We start from the raw sequence: 13,836 nt of genomic DNA, 5'->3' as shown, positions 1-13,836 counted from the left end.
GGTGTTTGAGCTTTTTACGCCTTCAGCCGCCTCAAGCGCTTTGAACCTAGATGTTTTCCACAGCGCCCCGGGCGGCGGGCGCCTTTAGAAACGTTCGCGGCATCGGGCCGCGCGCCTGGCACCCGTTCTTTCTTGGACGGCGGATGCTCTAAGGAACGCCTAGCTACAGCAAATCAGCGGCAAGCTGGGCGAGCGCCGAACGCTCCCCTTTGACGAGTCGGATATGGCCGGCGATTTTTTGGTCTTTAAACTTTTCGACGACGTACGTCAACCCGTTGTTATATTCATCCAAATACGGGTGGTCGATCTGTTCCGGGTCGCCCATTAAAATGATTTTGCTTTTCTCCCCGACGCGCGTCAAAATCGTCTTCACTTCATGCTTCGTTAAATTTTGCGCCTCATCGATGATGATAAACTGCTCCGGGAGGCTCCGGCCGCGGATGTACGTAAGCGCCTCGACTTCAATCGAGCTCATGCCGGCTAAAATCGCATCGAGTTCCCCCGGTTTTTTCGTGTTGAACAAGTATTCCAAGTTGTCAAAAATCGGCTGCATCCACGGGCGCAGTTTTTCTTCCTTTTCCCCTGGCAGAAAGCCGAGATCTTTCCCCATCGGCACAATCGGCCGAGCGACGAGCAATTTTTTGTATGTGCGCAAATCTTCCGTTTGCATCAACCCGGCGGCAAGGGCAAGCAGCGTCTTGCCCGTCCCGGCTTTGCCGATTAGCGTCACAAGCGGAATGTCGTCGCGCATGAGAAGCTCAAACGCCATCGTCTGCTGCACGTTGCGCGGGCGAATGCCCCATATATGTTCGTAATGGAAGATGAGCTTTTTCACTTTTTTTCCATTTTGGTCGACAATGCCAATCGCTGACGCCGAGCTGCCAAACGCGTCTTTCATGATGATGAACTGGTTCGGATAAAACGGGTGGTCGGCGATATCGGCGAGCACGAGCTCCCCTTTGTCGTAAAATCGCTGCAGGTGGTCCTTTCCTATGTACAGCTCCAAAAATCCGCTGTAAATATGGTCGACATCAACGACGCGGTCGCTTAAAAAGTCTTCTGCCTGCAGCCCGATGGCATCCGCTTTGACGCGCACGAGCGCATCTTTGCTCACCAAAATGACGGAGCGCCCATCTTCCTTCGCCTGCTCTTCAAGCGATAAATTTTTCGCCACCGCCAAAATGCGGTTGTCATTTGTTTTTTCGACAAAAATTTCTTGCAGTTGATGAAACGAACGATGGTTCAACTCAATGCGCAGCGCCCCTCCGTTTTCAAGCGGAATTTTTTCATGCAGCTTGCCGTTTTCGCGCAGACGGTCGATGAGCTTTGACACTTGGCGGGCATTCCTCCCAATTTCATCCATATAACGCTTTTTCGAATCCACTTCCTCAAGCACGACCGCCGGAATGACGACCTCATTATCCTCAAACGCGAAAATCGAATACGGATCTTGCAACAGCACGTTCGTATCGAGCACGTAAATTTTTTCCCCCAAATTCCGCTTCCCCCCATGTGAGTTTTTCACGTTTTTCCGTTGGATGGGAATGGCTGTAATACAACATATGAAAACATGTATAAAGATAGAAGGACATTTGCAAACTAAAGAAAAAAAGTCGAGGTGGCCCATTATGAAGAGAAATTGCTGGCTCGCCGCTTTCTTCCTTCCCCTTTTGATTTTCAGCGGTTGCACATTTGGAAACGATAATGAAGCGAACGAGCCCAATCGTTCGCTCGTGCGCGTCAAAAATACGGTCGATGAACGCGTCGAGAACAAATCCGGGCAAGAGATCGCCCGCCAGCTTGCAGAAATCGCCGACCGTGTTCCAAACGTTCACAATGCCGCCGCGATCGTCGTCGGCAAATATGCCATCGTCGGCATTGACGTCGGCGCCAATATGGATGCCTCGCGCGTCAGCACCATCAAATATTCCGTCGCCGAAGCATTGCAAAAAGATCCGTACGGTGCGAACGCCATTATTGTCGCCGACCCGGATCTTTACACCCGCGTGCGCAACATCGGCCGGCAAATCGATGAGGGGAGGCCGGTGCAAGCGTTCATGAACGAAATCGCCGACATCGTCGGACGAGTGATGCCGGAAGTGCCAAGCGATTTGTTTGAAACGACGCCGAAGCCGACCCAAGAAAACAACGGACAGCTGAACGAACGGGAGGAGCGGCAGCTGAACGAACAGCAAAACAAGCAATCGAATGAACATTTAAATCGATAGACAGTTTCTGTGTGGTTATAATGGAACAGAAAGCGCGGCTCATTTCCGAGGCCAACGGGAGTGAAATGCATTTGAATCAACAAACGATGGCGGGAAATATGGTATAATGGGAACGGGAGAACAACCCGCGATTTCGCGTTTGGATGTATTGAGGTGAACAATGAGAGTCAAATGCGTGCTTTGCGACCAAATCGATACGATTGACGATGAATCGCCGCTCGCCAAGCGGCTGCGCAACCGCCCGATCCATACGTATATGTGCCGCGAATGCCACGACCGCATCACCGAAAAAACGAAACAGCGGCTGGCAACAGGAAAGTTCCGCTTCTATCGCGGCCGCCGCGCAGACGATGATTGGTGATCCCGCGAAAAAAAAAAAAAAAACGGTGCGGAAGAGCGATCGCTTTTCCGCGCCGTTTTGGTTGTCATCATCCATACTTTTCCGGTTCGGCTTCGATCTGCCGCCACATCGCCTCAGCGAGCTCAAGCGGGAAACACGCCGCCTTCGTTTCCCCGCCGCGCACATATTCGACGATGTATTGCCCGTTCGTTTCATCTTTGACGGCGTCTACGGCCGTCACACCAAAGTCATTTTCCAAGATGGCGCGGAAAAACGAGGCCGTATCGCGCGCCGCTGCATCGTGCGGACGGGCTTTGGCGACGATGTGGATCGTCAGCCAGTTATAAAGGGCGTCTTGCACGGATTTCATGACTTTTCTCCCTCTTTCGCCTGCTTCAGGCGAACTTTATAAATGATTAATACGAGGGCGGCGACGGCCAATCCTTCTGCCACCGGCAAAAAGACGGCAAAAAAAGTCAAAACCGTGCAGCCGAGCGCCAGCAATACGTAAATGATGACGTTTTTCAACAGCGGCAGGCGGCGGGCAAAGCCGAGCCGATACACAAGCGCGGCAAGCAACAACACTGTCACATACAATAGCCACATACCGCGCTCGGGATTGTCGTGCACCTTATAAAGCGAGGCGAAAAACGTGAGCCGTTCGAGCACATTCACACCATTCCCCTCCCGTTCATCCTAATAGCGCCCTTCTCCAAGGCGTTTTCGATTGTTCGCAAACCAAAGACGCGCGCATGGCGTTTCCGGCTATTTCGCCTGCTCAACCGCTAACCGCTTTCTTTTTCTTCTCCGCCTTTTCACGCTCGCTTTTATTCAAGATTTTTTTGCGCAGACGGATCGAGGCTGGCGTCACTTCGCAATATTCGTCATCGTTCAAATACTCAAGCGCTTCTTCGAGAGTCAACAGACGCGGCTTTTTCATTGTCACCGTCTGTTCTTTCGTCGACGAGCGCATGTTGGTGACATGTTTTTCCCGGCAAATGTTGACAATCAGGTCGTTCTCACGGTTATGCTCGCCGACGATCATCCCTTCGTACACTTCAGTGCCCGGCTCGACAAAAATCGTGCCGCGGTCCTCAAGCTGCATGATGCTGTAAGCCGTCGCCTTTCCGGTTTCCATCGAGACGAGCACCCCTTGGCGGCGGCCGCCGATTGCGCCAGGCTGCACGGGGGCATAATGGTCAAACGAATGGTTTAAAATGCCATATCCGCGCGTCAACGACATAAATTCACTCCGATAGCCGATCAAGCCACGCGACGGCACAAGGAAGACGAGACGCACTTGCCCGTTGTCGCCGTGCACCATATCGACGAGCTCGCCCTTGCGGCTGCCGAGCGACTCCATGATCGCTCCCGTATATTCCTCCGGGATGTCAATGACGACCCGCTCGATCGGCTCGCACGTGACACCGTCAATCTCTTTTAGAATGACTTCCGGCTTCGATACTTGCAGTTCGTATCCTTCGCGGCGCATGCTTTCAATCAAAATCGCCAAATGAAGCTCCCCGCGGCCGGAGACAATCCACGCATCCGGCGACTCGGTCGGCTCAACGCGCAGACTGACATCCGTCTCCAGCTGGGTGCGAAGCCGCTCCTCCAGCTTTCTCGCCGTCACGTATTTGCCTTCGCGTCCCGCAAACGGGCTGTTGTTGACGAGAAACGTCATTTTCAACGTCGGCTCATCGATGCGAAGCGGCGGCAGCGGCTCTTGATGATCGGGCGGGCAAACCGTTTCACCGACATTGATGTCCTCCATCCCGGCGACCGCGACGATGTCGCCAGCGTGCGCTTCTTCAATCTCAATCCGCTTCAACCCAATAAAACCAAACAGCTTCGTGACACGAAACATCTTGACGGCACCGTCGCGCTTTAAGAGGGCGACTTGCTGGCCTGTTTTCATCGTGCCGCGGAAAATGCGGCCGATGCCGATGCGTCCGACGTATTCATTATAGTCGAGCAGCGCCACTTGAAACTGCAACGGTTCGTTGCGGTTGTCCGCCGGCGCAGGAATATGGCGGATGATCGTTTCAAACAAGACGGTCATATCGCCGTCCTGGCGATCCGGATCGAGGCTTGCCGTCCCGCGCAGCGCCGATGTGTATACAACAGGAAACTCCAACTGCTCCTCGGAAGCACCGAGTTCGATAAACAGGTCGATCACCTCATCGACGACTTCCGCCGGCCGAGCGAATTCGCGGTCGATTTTGTTGACGACGACGATCGGCACAAGCTGCTGCTCAAGCGCCTTTTTCAGCACGAACCGCGTTTGCGGCATGCAGCCTTCATACGCATCGACGACAAGCAAGACGCCGTCGACAAGGCGCATGATCCGCTCCACTTCCCCGCCGAAATCAGCGTGTCCCGGCGTATCCAAAATGTTGATGCGCGTTCCTTTATACAAGACAGCGGTGTTTTTTGCCAAAATCGTAATGCCGCGCTCCCGCTCCAAATCGTTGCGGTCAAGCGCCCGCTCCTCGACTTGTTCGTTTTCGCGGAACGTCCCCGACTGCCGAAGCAGCTGGTCAACGAGCGTCGTTTTTCCATGGTCGACGTGAGCGATGATCGCGATATTGCGAAGATCGATTCGTTTGTTCGTCAATGTCGGTCACTCCTGTTCGGCAAACTGCTTGTCTATTATATCACAACCGATAGAAAATCGGCATGTTTTCCGGTACACTAGAAAAAGACGCCCACTTTGCCAGAAAGGAGTCAACCCAATGAAACGGATCGAGCCTGTACCGCTGTTGCTCGCCATTCTTGCCGTCGCCGCCATCATGGCGATCGGCGTCTTCATCGCCGAGCAAAGTTTGATCGGCATCGCCGCTTCCACGCTCATCTTCATCGCCGCCATGGGCGCCGGGTTCGCCCATAAAAAACGGACGCGCTAAAAAACGGGACAAGCTGGATGCTTGTCCCGTTTTCGTGATTTCTCGCCTCATCAATAGTGAAGATAGCGCCGCAAAATTTCTTCGTGCACCCCGGGTTTCGCAGCAAGCACCGAATTGCGGCCAAGCAGATCCAGCGGCTTCCCGTCAAGGGTCGTCACCATTCCGCCCGCTTCTTCAATCAAAATCATCCCGCCGGCGAAATCCCACGGCGACAGGCGCGGCGAAATGTAGGCGTCCAAACGGCCGGCGGCAACATACGCGAGCTCAAGCGCCGCTGAACCATACGAGCGCGTGCCGCGCGCCTCTTTCGCCAGCCTCATGAGCGGACGATGGTCGAGGCGCTTGTTTTCCATGAGCCATGTCCCGTTGATGGCGATGATCGACTCCGCCACTGGCACGGGCTGCAGGCGGCCGAGCGGCTCGTCGTTCAAAAATAGCCCCCGCCCTTTTTGCGCCGCATACAGTTCGTCAAACACGACGTCATACACGTAGCCGAGCTGCCCGACGCCATCTTCAAAAATGCCGATCGATACAGCAAAATGGCGCCGCTGATGAACGAAATTCATCGTGCCGTCGATCGGGTCAATCACCCAAACAACGCCGTCCAAGACATCGATCCGGTCGCCGAATCCTTCTTCTCCCAACAGGCGGTGACTAGGGAACTGGCGGCGGATGTGCTCGGCGAAAAACTGCTCAATGCCGCGGTCAACGTTCGTCACTAAGTCGTTCGGGTTCTCTTTCGCTTCCACCGTCAGCTGTTCCGCAAACGAGGCGCGGATGCGCTTTCCTGCTTCGTCGATCCATTGCCGGGCGTATCGGTCGATCTCTTCCCATTTTTCTGCCATATTGATTCCTCCTGCCATCGGTTATGTATAGGATAGCAGCTGGAAAGGGGGCGGACACCGCTCAAGAAAAAAACGAACCGGAAAGATGGTTCGCCTTGAATAAGGATCATACTTGAAGGCGCATCAGTTCTTGGCGCAGCTTTTCAAGCCGCCGTTTGCACTCTTTTTTCTTTTCTTCATCGTTTTCCATCATAGCTTCGTACAGCGTCGCTAATTCGTAATCAAGTTCGAGCCGCAACACCGCCATGCGTTTGTCTCCATCTGGCCGCTTCAGCGAATTGGCGGTTTTTTTCATGTTCGTCCGCACCCCTTTCCCTATCATCCGCTAAACTTCCGGCGCCCGTCACCGAATGTGCTGCTTCATTTTGTTTTATATTATATTATGTGGAAAAAGGGGTGTATGCAACTAATTTGTGCGTTTACCTACCGCGCTTCCCTTGTGGCTCGATGCGAATCCAATCGCCGTTTTTGGCCTCTTTCGCCTGCTTCATGACCGCATATGACGAGTAGCCGCTTTCTTTTTCAAATTCGGCATACAGCCGGTTTTCTTCGCTTTTCGATGGGACGATCTCTTTGAAACGACGGTAGACATCCATCAGCTCCTCGCGCCTCATCCCCTGCTCATAGACCGTTTCGATCGCCGTGAAAAATTTGATGACATCAATGATTTCTTGTGTTGACCAGTCGTAGGAAAACGGATAGGAATAACCCATTGTTCCACCTCCGCCGTTAGTTTGCCCAACGGCGCCGAATTTGTTCCGCCTCTTCAATCATGCGGGCAAACAGCTCAGCGACGGACGGAACGTCGTGAATGAGCCCGATCGCCTGCCCGGCCCAGGCGAATCCTTCGTCCACCTTTCCTTCGTAAATGAAGCGCCGGTTCGCTTCTCCGCTAATATATTCTTTTAAATCATCATACGTACCGCCTTGGCGCTCGATTTCCAATATTTTTTCCGCCCAGGCGTTGGCCAGCACCCGCCCCGGCGCCCCGAGCGACCGTTTAATGATCACCGTATCGTTTTCGGTGGCGTTGAGAATCATTTCTTTATACGCGGGGTGAGCATGAACGCATTCTTTCGTGGCGATAAACCGCGTTCCCATCTCAATCCCTTCCGCTCCAAGCGCCAATGCCGCCATCAACCCGCGTCCATCGGCGATGCCGCCCGAGGCGATGACCGGGATCGATACGGAGTCAACGACTTTCGGAATGAGGACGAACGTGCCAGTATCGTATTTGCCGAGATGCCCGCCCCCTTCCTGACCGACGACCATCACCGCATCAGCGCCGAGCTCCTCTGCTTTCACTGCCTGGCGGACGGCGGCGACGAGCACGAGCTTTTTCACGTTTGTTCCTTTCAATTGTTCAAAAAACGGCGCTGGGTTGCCGCCGGTGACCGAAACGACCGGCACCCCCTCATCAAGCGCTGCTTCAAGCATATGAGCAAACGGGCGGCCGTGCTGGCCGATGGCGAAATTGACGCCGAACGGTCGATCGGTTTTTTCCTTCACCTTGCGGATTTCCTCGCGCAGCTGCTCCGGGCCATCGAGCGACATCGCCGTAATTTGTCCGAGCCCGCCGGCGTTCGAGACTGCTGCGGCCAAATCAGCGTACGCCAAGTAGGCAAGTCCCCCTTGAATGATCGGATATGTAATACCGAGCAATTCCGTTACCCTCGTTTTCCATTTCACGATAAACGCCTCCTTTTCCTTTTGCTGTTCTTTTATTCTCTTTTGAACCCCCGTTTTCCTTTTTCATCGTCCATTCATTTCTTCTTTGCAAACGGAAAAATCCATGCTATAATGCATTTTGTTTTATTCTCCGAGTTAAAAGAGGTGTGAAAAACCATTGTCGCAACTCGAGACACCATTGTTTACCGGTTTGTTGGAGCATATGAAAAAAAATCCGGTTCAATTTCACATTCCCGGCCATAAAAAAGGGGCCGGCATGGATCCGGAGTTTCGCGCATTCATCGGAGACAACGCCTTGGCGATTGATTTGATCAACATCAGCCCGCTCGATGACTTGCACCATCCAAAGGGGATGATTAAGCGAGCGCAGGAGCTTGCTGCCGAAGCGTTCGGCGCCGATTATACGTTTTTTTCAGTGCAAGGAACGAGCGGCGCCATCATGACGATGGTCATGTCGGTCGCCGGGCCGGGCGATAAAATCATCGTGCCGCGCAACGTCCATAAATCGGTCATGTCGGCCATTGTCTTTTCTGGAGCGACGCCGATTTTCATTCATCCCGAAATCGACAAGGAGCTTGGCATTTCTCACGGCATCACGCCGCAAGCAGTGGAAAAAGCGCTCCGCCAGCACCCGGACGCCAAAGGGGTGCTCGTCATCAACCCGACGTACTTTGGCATTGCCGGCGATTTGAAAAAAATCGTCGATATCGCCCACTCGTACAACGTTCCAGTGCTTGTCGACGAAGCGCACGGCGTGCACATTCATTTTCATGAGGACTTGCCGCTCTCAGCGATGCAAGCGGGCGCCGATATGGCGGCGACAAGCGTCCATAAGCTCGGCGGATCGCTGACGCAAAGCTCGATTTTGAATGTGCGCGAAGGACTCGTCTCCGCGAAACACGTGCAGGCGATTTTAAGCATGCTGACGACGACCTCAACGTCGTACTTGCTGCTCGCTTCGCTTGATGTCGCCCGCAAACAGTTGGCGACGAAAGGGCGTGAACTCATCGACAAAGCCATTCGACTCGCCGACTGGACGCGCCGGCAAATCAACGAGATTCCATATTTGTACTGCGTCGGTGAAGAGATTTTAGGTACGGAAGCGACGTACGACTACGATCCGACAAAGCTCATCATTTCGGTTAAAGAGCTCGGGCTGACCGGCCATGACGTCGAACGGTGGCTGCGCGAAACGTACAACATTGAAGTCGAGCTTTCCGATTTATACAACATTTTGTGCATCATCACCTCGGGCGACACCGAACGGGAGGCGAGCCTGCTCGTTGAAGCGCTCCGCCGCTTGTCGAAGCAGTTCAGCCATCAGGCAGAGAAAGGGGTCAAGCCGAAAGTGCTCCTTCCAGACATCCCGGCGCTCGCCTTGACGCCGCGCGATGCGTTTTACGCCGAAACGGAAGTCGTGCCGTTTCACGAATCGGCCGGCCGAATCATCGCCGAATTTGTGATGGTGTATCCGCCTGGCATTCCGATTTTTATTCCAGGCGAAATCATCACGGAAGAAAACTTGAAGTATATTGAGACGAACTTGGCTGCCGGCCTTCCTGTCCAAGGGCCGGAAGACGACACGCTGCAGACGTTGCGCGTCATTAAAGAATACAAACCGATCCGCTGACCGCACAAGCCGGTTTGTCTGGCTTGTGCTTTTTTTGGCCAAAATAAACGGCGCGCATGTCGACAAGTCACATGCACGCCTTTATCCGTTCCTTCCCCCGGTTTGACCGTTTTATTCTTTTTCCCCGCCCTCGCTGTCATGTTCGCAGCAATCGCATTTGCCGTAAAGCGTTGTCACTTTTTCATCTTCGAAATACGCAATCGTCGCCTCACACGTTTGACATACGATCGTGCCCATCCCCAAAACCCCTTTGTGATGATAAATTCCGTTGTTGACTTTATAATAATATATCACATTTCGGTTGTCAATCCTAATTTGTATATCACATTTAATCAAAAGGGGATTTTTTTGCAATCGCTCTTTTTTCCACCCATCGTCTAGCGACATATGGTACAATGAATTTGAACTACTCCACTGTTCGGAAAATTCGATGATGTAGGCTGGACTTCCTGCCATTCATCTCCCACTTATTTTTGGGCTATACCCTGAACAAAACGGAAGTGGGGATCTTCTGTCGAGAAATGATAAAGACGCAATGCGAATCATGGGAGGGGCGAGAAACATGAACACCTATCTAAAGCTGCCGGCAGGGAAAACGATGACAACCGAGGACGTCAAACAGCTGCTCGAACGCTACCGGATGGCGCTCAAAAAAACAGGGGAACAGCTTGGCTGGACGTACGAACAGGCCGCTTTCCCGTATACGATCCGCGAACACGAATCCGTTCTCTACTTGCAAGGCGACGGCCGTTTATACAAAGGGATGGCGATTTCCGTGCGGACAGCTGGAGAAGAGACATTCATTGACGTCACGCTGCCGCCGGGGGCGACGCATGGGGATAAAGGGAAGGCCAATGAATTCAGCAAATGGCTGGCGAAAACGCTCGGCGGTGAATTGCACTTGTTCAGCGGCCGGACGATGGCGTTTGGCGGCGCGTAAACAGCGGGCATTCGACCGCTGTTTTTTTATTGAACGGCTTGCCAAATGACATGCTGGCCGGCAAAATACACCGCCGCCGTCCCAAGCGTCGTCAGCGCCGCCTTGCGCGTCGCCAAGCCGAGCTGGCGCGCCAGCAAAAACGCGATGTACATAAAGACACACAGCATCAGCCCACGGAAAAACGGCCGATCCCTTCCTGACAGCCACTCGATCAACGAAAAACTGCTCCAAATCATCATTTGCAGCAAAAACGCAACGTAAGCTTTCATCTCGACTTCATCCCCCGCTTGTTCTTTACCATAACGATATGAAACGAGAGCGGAAAATAGTATGGGAAATTGGACAAGAAATGGGCCAGGCCGCTCCTTTGGACAAAAAGCTGTACAATCCAGCTGCCGCCGCAGATTCGTCTCCTTTCCACCAACCATCTTACTTCTGGATGATGTTCCTTGCTTATTGCGCCGCAAGAAAAAGGTGCCCCGCTGTGTTTGGGGCACCTTCATTTTCCATTACTTCGCAATGATATGAATCGGCGTGCCAAGCGCCACTTCCGCCGCTTCCATGGCGATTTCGCCAAGTGTCGGGTGGGCGTGGATCGTCAGCGCGATATCTTCCGCCGTCATGCCGGCTTCGATGGCAAGCCCAAGCTCGGCGATCATATCCGAAGCGTTCGGGCCGATGATTTGCGCTCCGATCACGACGCCGTCTTCTTTGCGGACGACAAGCTTCAGGAAACCGTCCGTATCGTTGAGCGACAGAGCGCGGCCGTTGGCAGCAAACGGGAATTTCGCCGTAATGACGTCGATGCCTTCATCTTTCGCCTGTTGTTCAAAGTAGCCGACCGAGGCGCATTCCGGATCGGAGAAGACGACAGCCGGAATGGCGATGTAATCGACGACCGACGGATGGCCGGCGATGGCTTCCGCCGCCACTTTCCCTTCATACGACGCTTTATGAGCAAGCGCTGGTCCTGGGACGATGTCGCCGATGGCGAAAATGTTCGGCACGCTTGTCCGGCATTGTTGGTCAACTTCAATCAAGCCGCGGTTGTTCATTTTGATGCCGATTTGTTCAAGACCAAGCTCGTCCGTGTTCGGCCGGCGGCCGACCGTCACCAACACATAGTCGGCGTCGATCGTTTTCGTTTCGCCGTTGGCCTCATACGTGACCGTCACGCCATCTGCGCGCTCTTCAGCTCCTTTCGCGAGCGCGTTCGTCACGACTTCGACCCCTTTGTTCTTCAGACGGCGCTTAATGATGGACACCATTTGCTTTTCAAAGCCGGATAAAATCTCACCGGCCCCTTCAAGAATCGTCACTTTCGTCCCGAAGTTGGCGTAAGCCGTGCCGAGTTCGATGCCGATGTAGCCGCCGCCGATGACAACAAGCGATTTCGGGATTTCCCCGAGGTTGAGCGCACCGGTCGAGTCGAGAATGCGGCCGGAAAACTTGAAGTTCGGCAGCTCGATCGGGCGCGAACCGGTGGCCAGAATCGCGTTTTTAAACGTATACGTCTGCGCGCTGTCGCCGTTGACCACACGCACCGTATTGGCGTCGACGAAGTACGCTTCCCCCTTGACGATGTCGACTTTGTTGCCTTTAAGCAGTCCTTCGACGCCGCCCGTCAATTTTTTGACGATGCTCGCTTTCCATTCTTGTACTTTCGAAAAATCGACGGTGACATTTTCCGCCTTGATGCCCATCTCTTCGGAATGTTTCGCCTGCTCATAGCGATGGCTTGCCGAGATGAGCGCCTTGGACGGGATGCAGCCGACGTTTAAGCAAACGCCGCCCAAATTGCCTTTTTCCACAATCGTCACTTTTTGGCCGAGCTGCGCGGCGCGGATGGCGGCGACATAGCCGCCAGGGCCGGCGCCAACGACGAGCGTTTCTGTTTCAATTGCAAAATCGCCAACTACCATCGTTTTACGCCTCCATTAATAATAATTCTGGATCGCTTAACAGCTGCTTGATATGGTTGAGTGCTTTTTGCGCCGTCGCTCCGTCGATCATCCGATGATCAAAGCTCAAAGAGAGCGCCAAGACCGGAGCAGCGACAATTTCGCCGTCACGGACGATCGGTTTTTCGGCAATGCGGCCGATGCCAAGAATCGCCACTTCCGGATGGTTGATGACCGGCGTAAACCATTGCCCGCCGGCTGAGCCGATGTTCGTGATCGTGCACGATGCGCCTTTCATTTCGTTTGGCATCAGTTTGCCTTCACGCGCTTTTTCAGCGAGTTCGTTGATTTCTTTCGCCAGCGCGAAAATCGGCTTCCGGTCGGCATGTTTAATGACCGGCACGAGCAACCCGCGGTCCGTATCAGCGGCGATGCCGATGTTGTAGTAATGCTTATGAATAATTTCCTCCGTCGCATCGTCGATCGACGTATTCAGCACCGGATATTCACGCAGCGCGGAAACAAGCGATTTGACGACATACGGCAAGAACGTCAGCTTGATGCCTTTTTCCGCGGCAATGGCCTTGAATTTTTTCCGGTGAGCAACAAGCTTCGTCACATCGACTTCGTCCATGAGCGTCACGTGCGGGGCCGTATGTTTCGAATGCACCATCGCCTTGGCGATCGCTCGACGGATGCCGCTCATTTTCTCGCGCGTTTCTGGGAATTCGCCTTCCGGCACAACCGGTTTCGCCGCCGCTTGCGGCGCTGCTTTCTCTTCCGCCGCTTGTGGAGTCGGCTCAGCCGCGGCTTTCGCGCCGCCGGCGAGGAAGGCATCAATATCTTCTTTCAAAATGCGGCCGTTTTTCCCTGTGCCTTGGACGAGTCGGATATCGACGCCTTTTTCACGCGCATATTTGCGCACAGATGGCATCGCGATGACGCGACGGTTCGGGTCGGCTTCCGCCGCCGGCGCTTCCGGAGCGGCCTCAACGTTTTCTTCTTTCGACACGGTTTCCGCTTTTTCCTCTTTTTTCGCCTCTTTTTCGTGCTCCTGCCCTTTAAACGTCATGTTTTCATAGCCCGGCGCATCGAGCGTAATGAGCGTTTGCCCGACCGTCGCCACCGTTCCTTCCGGGACGAGAATCTCAAGCACTTTTCCCTTGACTGGGGACGGGATCTCGACGACCGCCTTGTCGTTTTGCACTTCGCACAACACGTCGTCCTCGTTCACTTCATCGCCCGGCTTGACGAACCATTTGACGATCTCACCTTCGTGAATGCCTTCGCCAATGTCCGGCAGCTTAAATTCAAATGCCACTGTAGGTCGACCTCCTATCGTTTGCCGAAAATGAGC

The 13,836-nt window shown here is 53.8% G+C and carries 17 protein-coding genes; 5 read left to right on the top strand and 12 right to left on the bottom strand.

The genetic code is table 11. From position 1 onward, the window contains the following. Window positions 1-163 precede the first annotated feature (163 nt). Window positions 164-1,495, bottom strand: coding sequence for a PhoH family protein (locus tag BRO54_RS07180; protein ID WP_033025022.1), 1,332 nt, complete (start codon window positions 1,493-1,495; stop codon window positions 164-166). A gap of 133 nt (window positions 1,496-1,628) precedes the next feature. On the opposite strand from BRO54_RS07180, the gene BRO54_RS07175 reads away from it, so the two are divergent. Then, a complete protein-coding gene (locus tag BRO54_RS07175) occupies window positions 1,629-2,228 on the top strand; it encodes a YhcN/YlaJ family sporulation lipoprotein (protein WP_074043553.1) in 600 nt (199 codons plus the stop codon). 160 nt (window positions 2,229-2,388) lie between these two features. Next, window positions 2,389-2,589, top strand: a complete 201-nt coding sequence (locus BRO54_RS07170; protein WP_013145887.1) for a YlaI family protein — start codon at window positions 2,389-2,391, stop codon at window positions 2,587-2,589. A gap of 67 nt (window positions 2,590-2,656) precedes the next feature. Here the strand turns inward: BRO54_RS07170 and BRO54_RS07165 are convergent, their stop codons facing one another. From BRO54_RS07165 to typA, 3 genes are all read right to left on the bottom strand, one after another. Next, window positions 2,657-2,938, bottom strand: a complete 282-nt coding sequence (locus tag BRO54_RS07165; protein ID WP_011230572.1) for a hypothetical protein — start codon at window positions 2,936-2,938, stop codon at window positions 2,657-2,659. Further along, complete coding sequence (locus tag BRO54_RS07160) at window positions 2,935-3,243, bottom strand: YlaH-like family protein (RefSeq protein ID WP_014195349.1); 309 nt, start codon at window positions 3,241-3,243, stop codon at window positions 2,935-2,937. The genes BRO54_RS07165 and BRO54_RS07160 overlap by 4 nt, the downstream gene beginning before the upstream one ends. A gap of 103 nt (window positions 3,244-3,346) precedes the next feature. Further along, window positions 3,347-5,185 carry a translational GTPase TypA gene (typA, locus tag BRO54_RS07155; RefSeq protein ID WP_042380146.1) on the bottom strand — a complete coding sequence of 613 codons (1,839 nt, stop codon included), beginning with the start codon at window positions 5,183-5,185 and terminating at the stop codon, window positions 3,347-3,349. Window positions 5,186-5,303: 118 nt separating this feature from the next. Here typA and BRO54_RS19815 point away from each other — a divergent pair, with 118 nt between their 5' ends. After that, window positions 5,304-5,474 carry a DUF5325 family protein gene (locus BRO54_RS19815; RefSeq protein WP_011230569.1) on the top strand — a complete coding sequence of 57 codons (171 nt, stop codon included), beginning with the start codon at window positions 5,304-5,306 and terminating at the stop codon, window positions 5,472-5,474. A gap of 50 nt (window positions 5,475-5,524) precedes the next feature. Here BRO54_RS19815 and BRO54_RS07150 read toward each other — a convergent pair whose 3' ends face one another. The 4 genes from BRO54_RS07150 to BRO54_RS07135 form a co-directional block, all read right to left on the bottom strand. Next, window positions 5,525-6,319 carry an inositol monophosphatase family protein gene (locus BRO54_RS07150; RefSeq protein ID WP_042380149.1) on the bottom strand — a complete coding sequence of 265 codons (795 nt, stop codon included), beginning with the start codon at window positions 6,317-6,319 and terminating at the stop codon, window positions 5,525-5,527. 106 nt (window positions 6,320-6,425) lie between these two features. After that, window positions 6,426-6,641 carry a hypothetical protein gene (locus tag BRO54_RS07145; RefSeq protein ID WP_013523313.1) on the bottom strand — a complete coding sequence of 72 codons (216 nt, stop codon included), beginning with the start codon at window positions 6,639-6,641 and terminating at the stop codon, window positions 6,426-6,428. 97 nt (window positions 6,642-6,738) lie between these two features. Further along, window positions 6,739-7,032, bottom strand: a complete 294-nt coding sequence (locus BRO54_RS07140) for a UPF0223 family protein (RefSeq protein ID WP_042380152.1) — start codon at window positions 7,030-7,032, stop codon at window positions 6,739-6,741. A 16-nt stretch (window positions 7,033-7,048) separates the two neighbouring features. After that, window positions 7,049-8,008 (bottom strand): NAD(P)H-dependent flavin oxidoreductase, encoded by a 960-nt coding sequence (locus BRO54_RS07135; RefSeq protein WP_042380156.1) that lies wholly within the window; start codon window positions 8,006-8,008, stop codon window positions 7,049-7,051. A 157-nt stretch (window positions 8,009-8,165) separates the two neighbouring features. On the opposite strand from BRO54_RS07135, the gene BRO54_RS07130 reads away from it, so the two are divergent. Further along, window positions 8,166-9,638, top strand: a complete 1,473-nt coding sequence (locus tag BRO54_RS07130) for an aminotransferase class I/II-fold pyridoxal phosphate-dependent enzyme (protein WP_042380158.1) — start codon at window positions 8,166-8,168, stop codon at window positions 9,636-9,638. 111 nt (window positions 9,639-9,749) lie between these two features. Here the strand turns inward: BRO54_RS07130 and BRO54_RS07125 are convergent, their stop codons facing one another. Continuing rightward, window positions 9,750-9,875 (bottom strand): GapA-binding peptide SR1P, encoded by a 126-nt coding sequence (locus BRO54_RS07125; RefSeq protein ID WP_042380163.1) that lies wholly within the window; start codon window positions 9,873-9,875, stop codon window positions 9,750-9,752. Between the two features lie 325 nt (window positions 9,876-10,200). Between BRO54_RS07125 and BRO54_RS07120 the strand changes: the two genes are divergently transcribed. Beyond that, window positions 10,201-10,578 (top strand): DUF1885 family protein, encoded by a 378-nt coding sequence (locus BRO54_RS07120; RefSeq protein ID WP_042380166.1) that lies wholly within the window; start codon window positions 10,201-10,203, stop codon window positions 10,576-10,578. A gap of 26 nt (window positions 10,579-10,604) precedes the next feature. Here the strand turns inward: BRO54_RS07120 and BRO54_RS07115 are convergent, their stop codons facing one another. The 3 genes from BRO54_RS07115 to BRO54_RS07105 all read right to left on the bottom strand — a co-directional run bounded on the left by BRO54_RS07115 (window position 10,605) and on the right by BRO54_RS07105 (window position 13,800). Continuing rightward, window positions 10,605-10,847: a hypothetical protein gene (locus tag BRO54_RS07115; RefSeq protein ID WP_042380168.1), complete on the bottom strand. Its 243-nt coding sequence runs from the start codon at window positions 10,845-10,847 to the stop codon at window positions 10,605-10,607. 240 nt (window positions 10,848-11,087) lie between these two features. Then, window positions 11,088-12,500 carry a dihydrolipoyl dehydrogenase gene (lpdA, locus tag BRO54_RS07110; protein WP_074043552.1) on the bottom strand — a complete coding sequence of 471 codons (1,413 nt, stop codon included), beginning with the start codon at window positions 12,498-12,500 and terminating at the stop codon, window positions 11,088-11,090. Between the two features lie 4 nt (window positions 12,501-12,504). Further along, entirely contained in the window at window positions 12,505-13,800 is a 1,296-nt protein-coding gene (locus BRO54_RS07105) for a dihydrolipoamide acetyltransferase family protein (RefSeq protein ID WP_074043551.1), read from the bottom strand. Window positions 13,801-13,836: the final 36 nt, after the last annotated feature.

Origin of the sequence: Geobacillus proteiniphilus (assembly GCF_001908025.1) — a bacterium.
GTDB lineage: Bacteria > Bacillota > Bacilli > Bacillales > Anoxybacillaceae > Geobacillus > Geobacillus proteiniphilus.
This window is presented reverse-complemented; position numbering and strand designations above follow the sequence as displayed.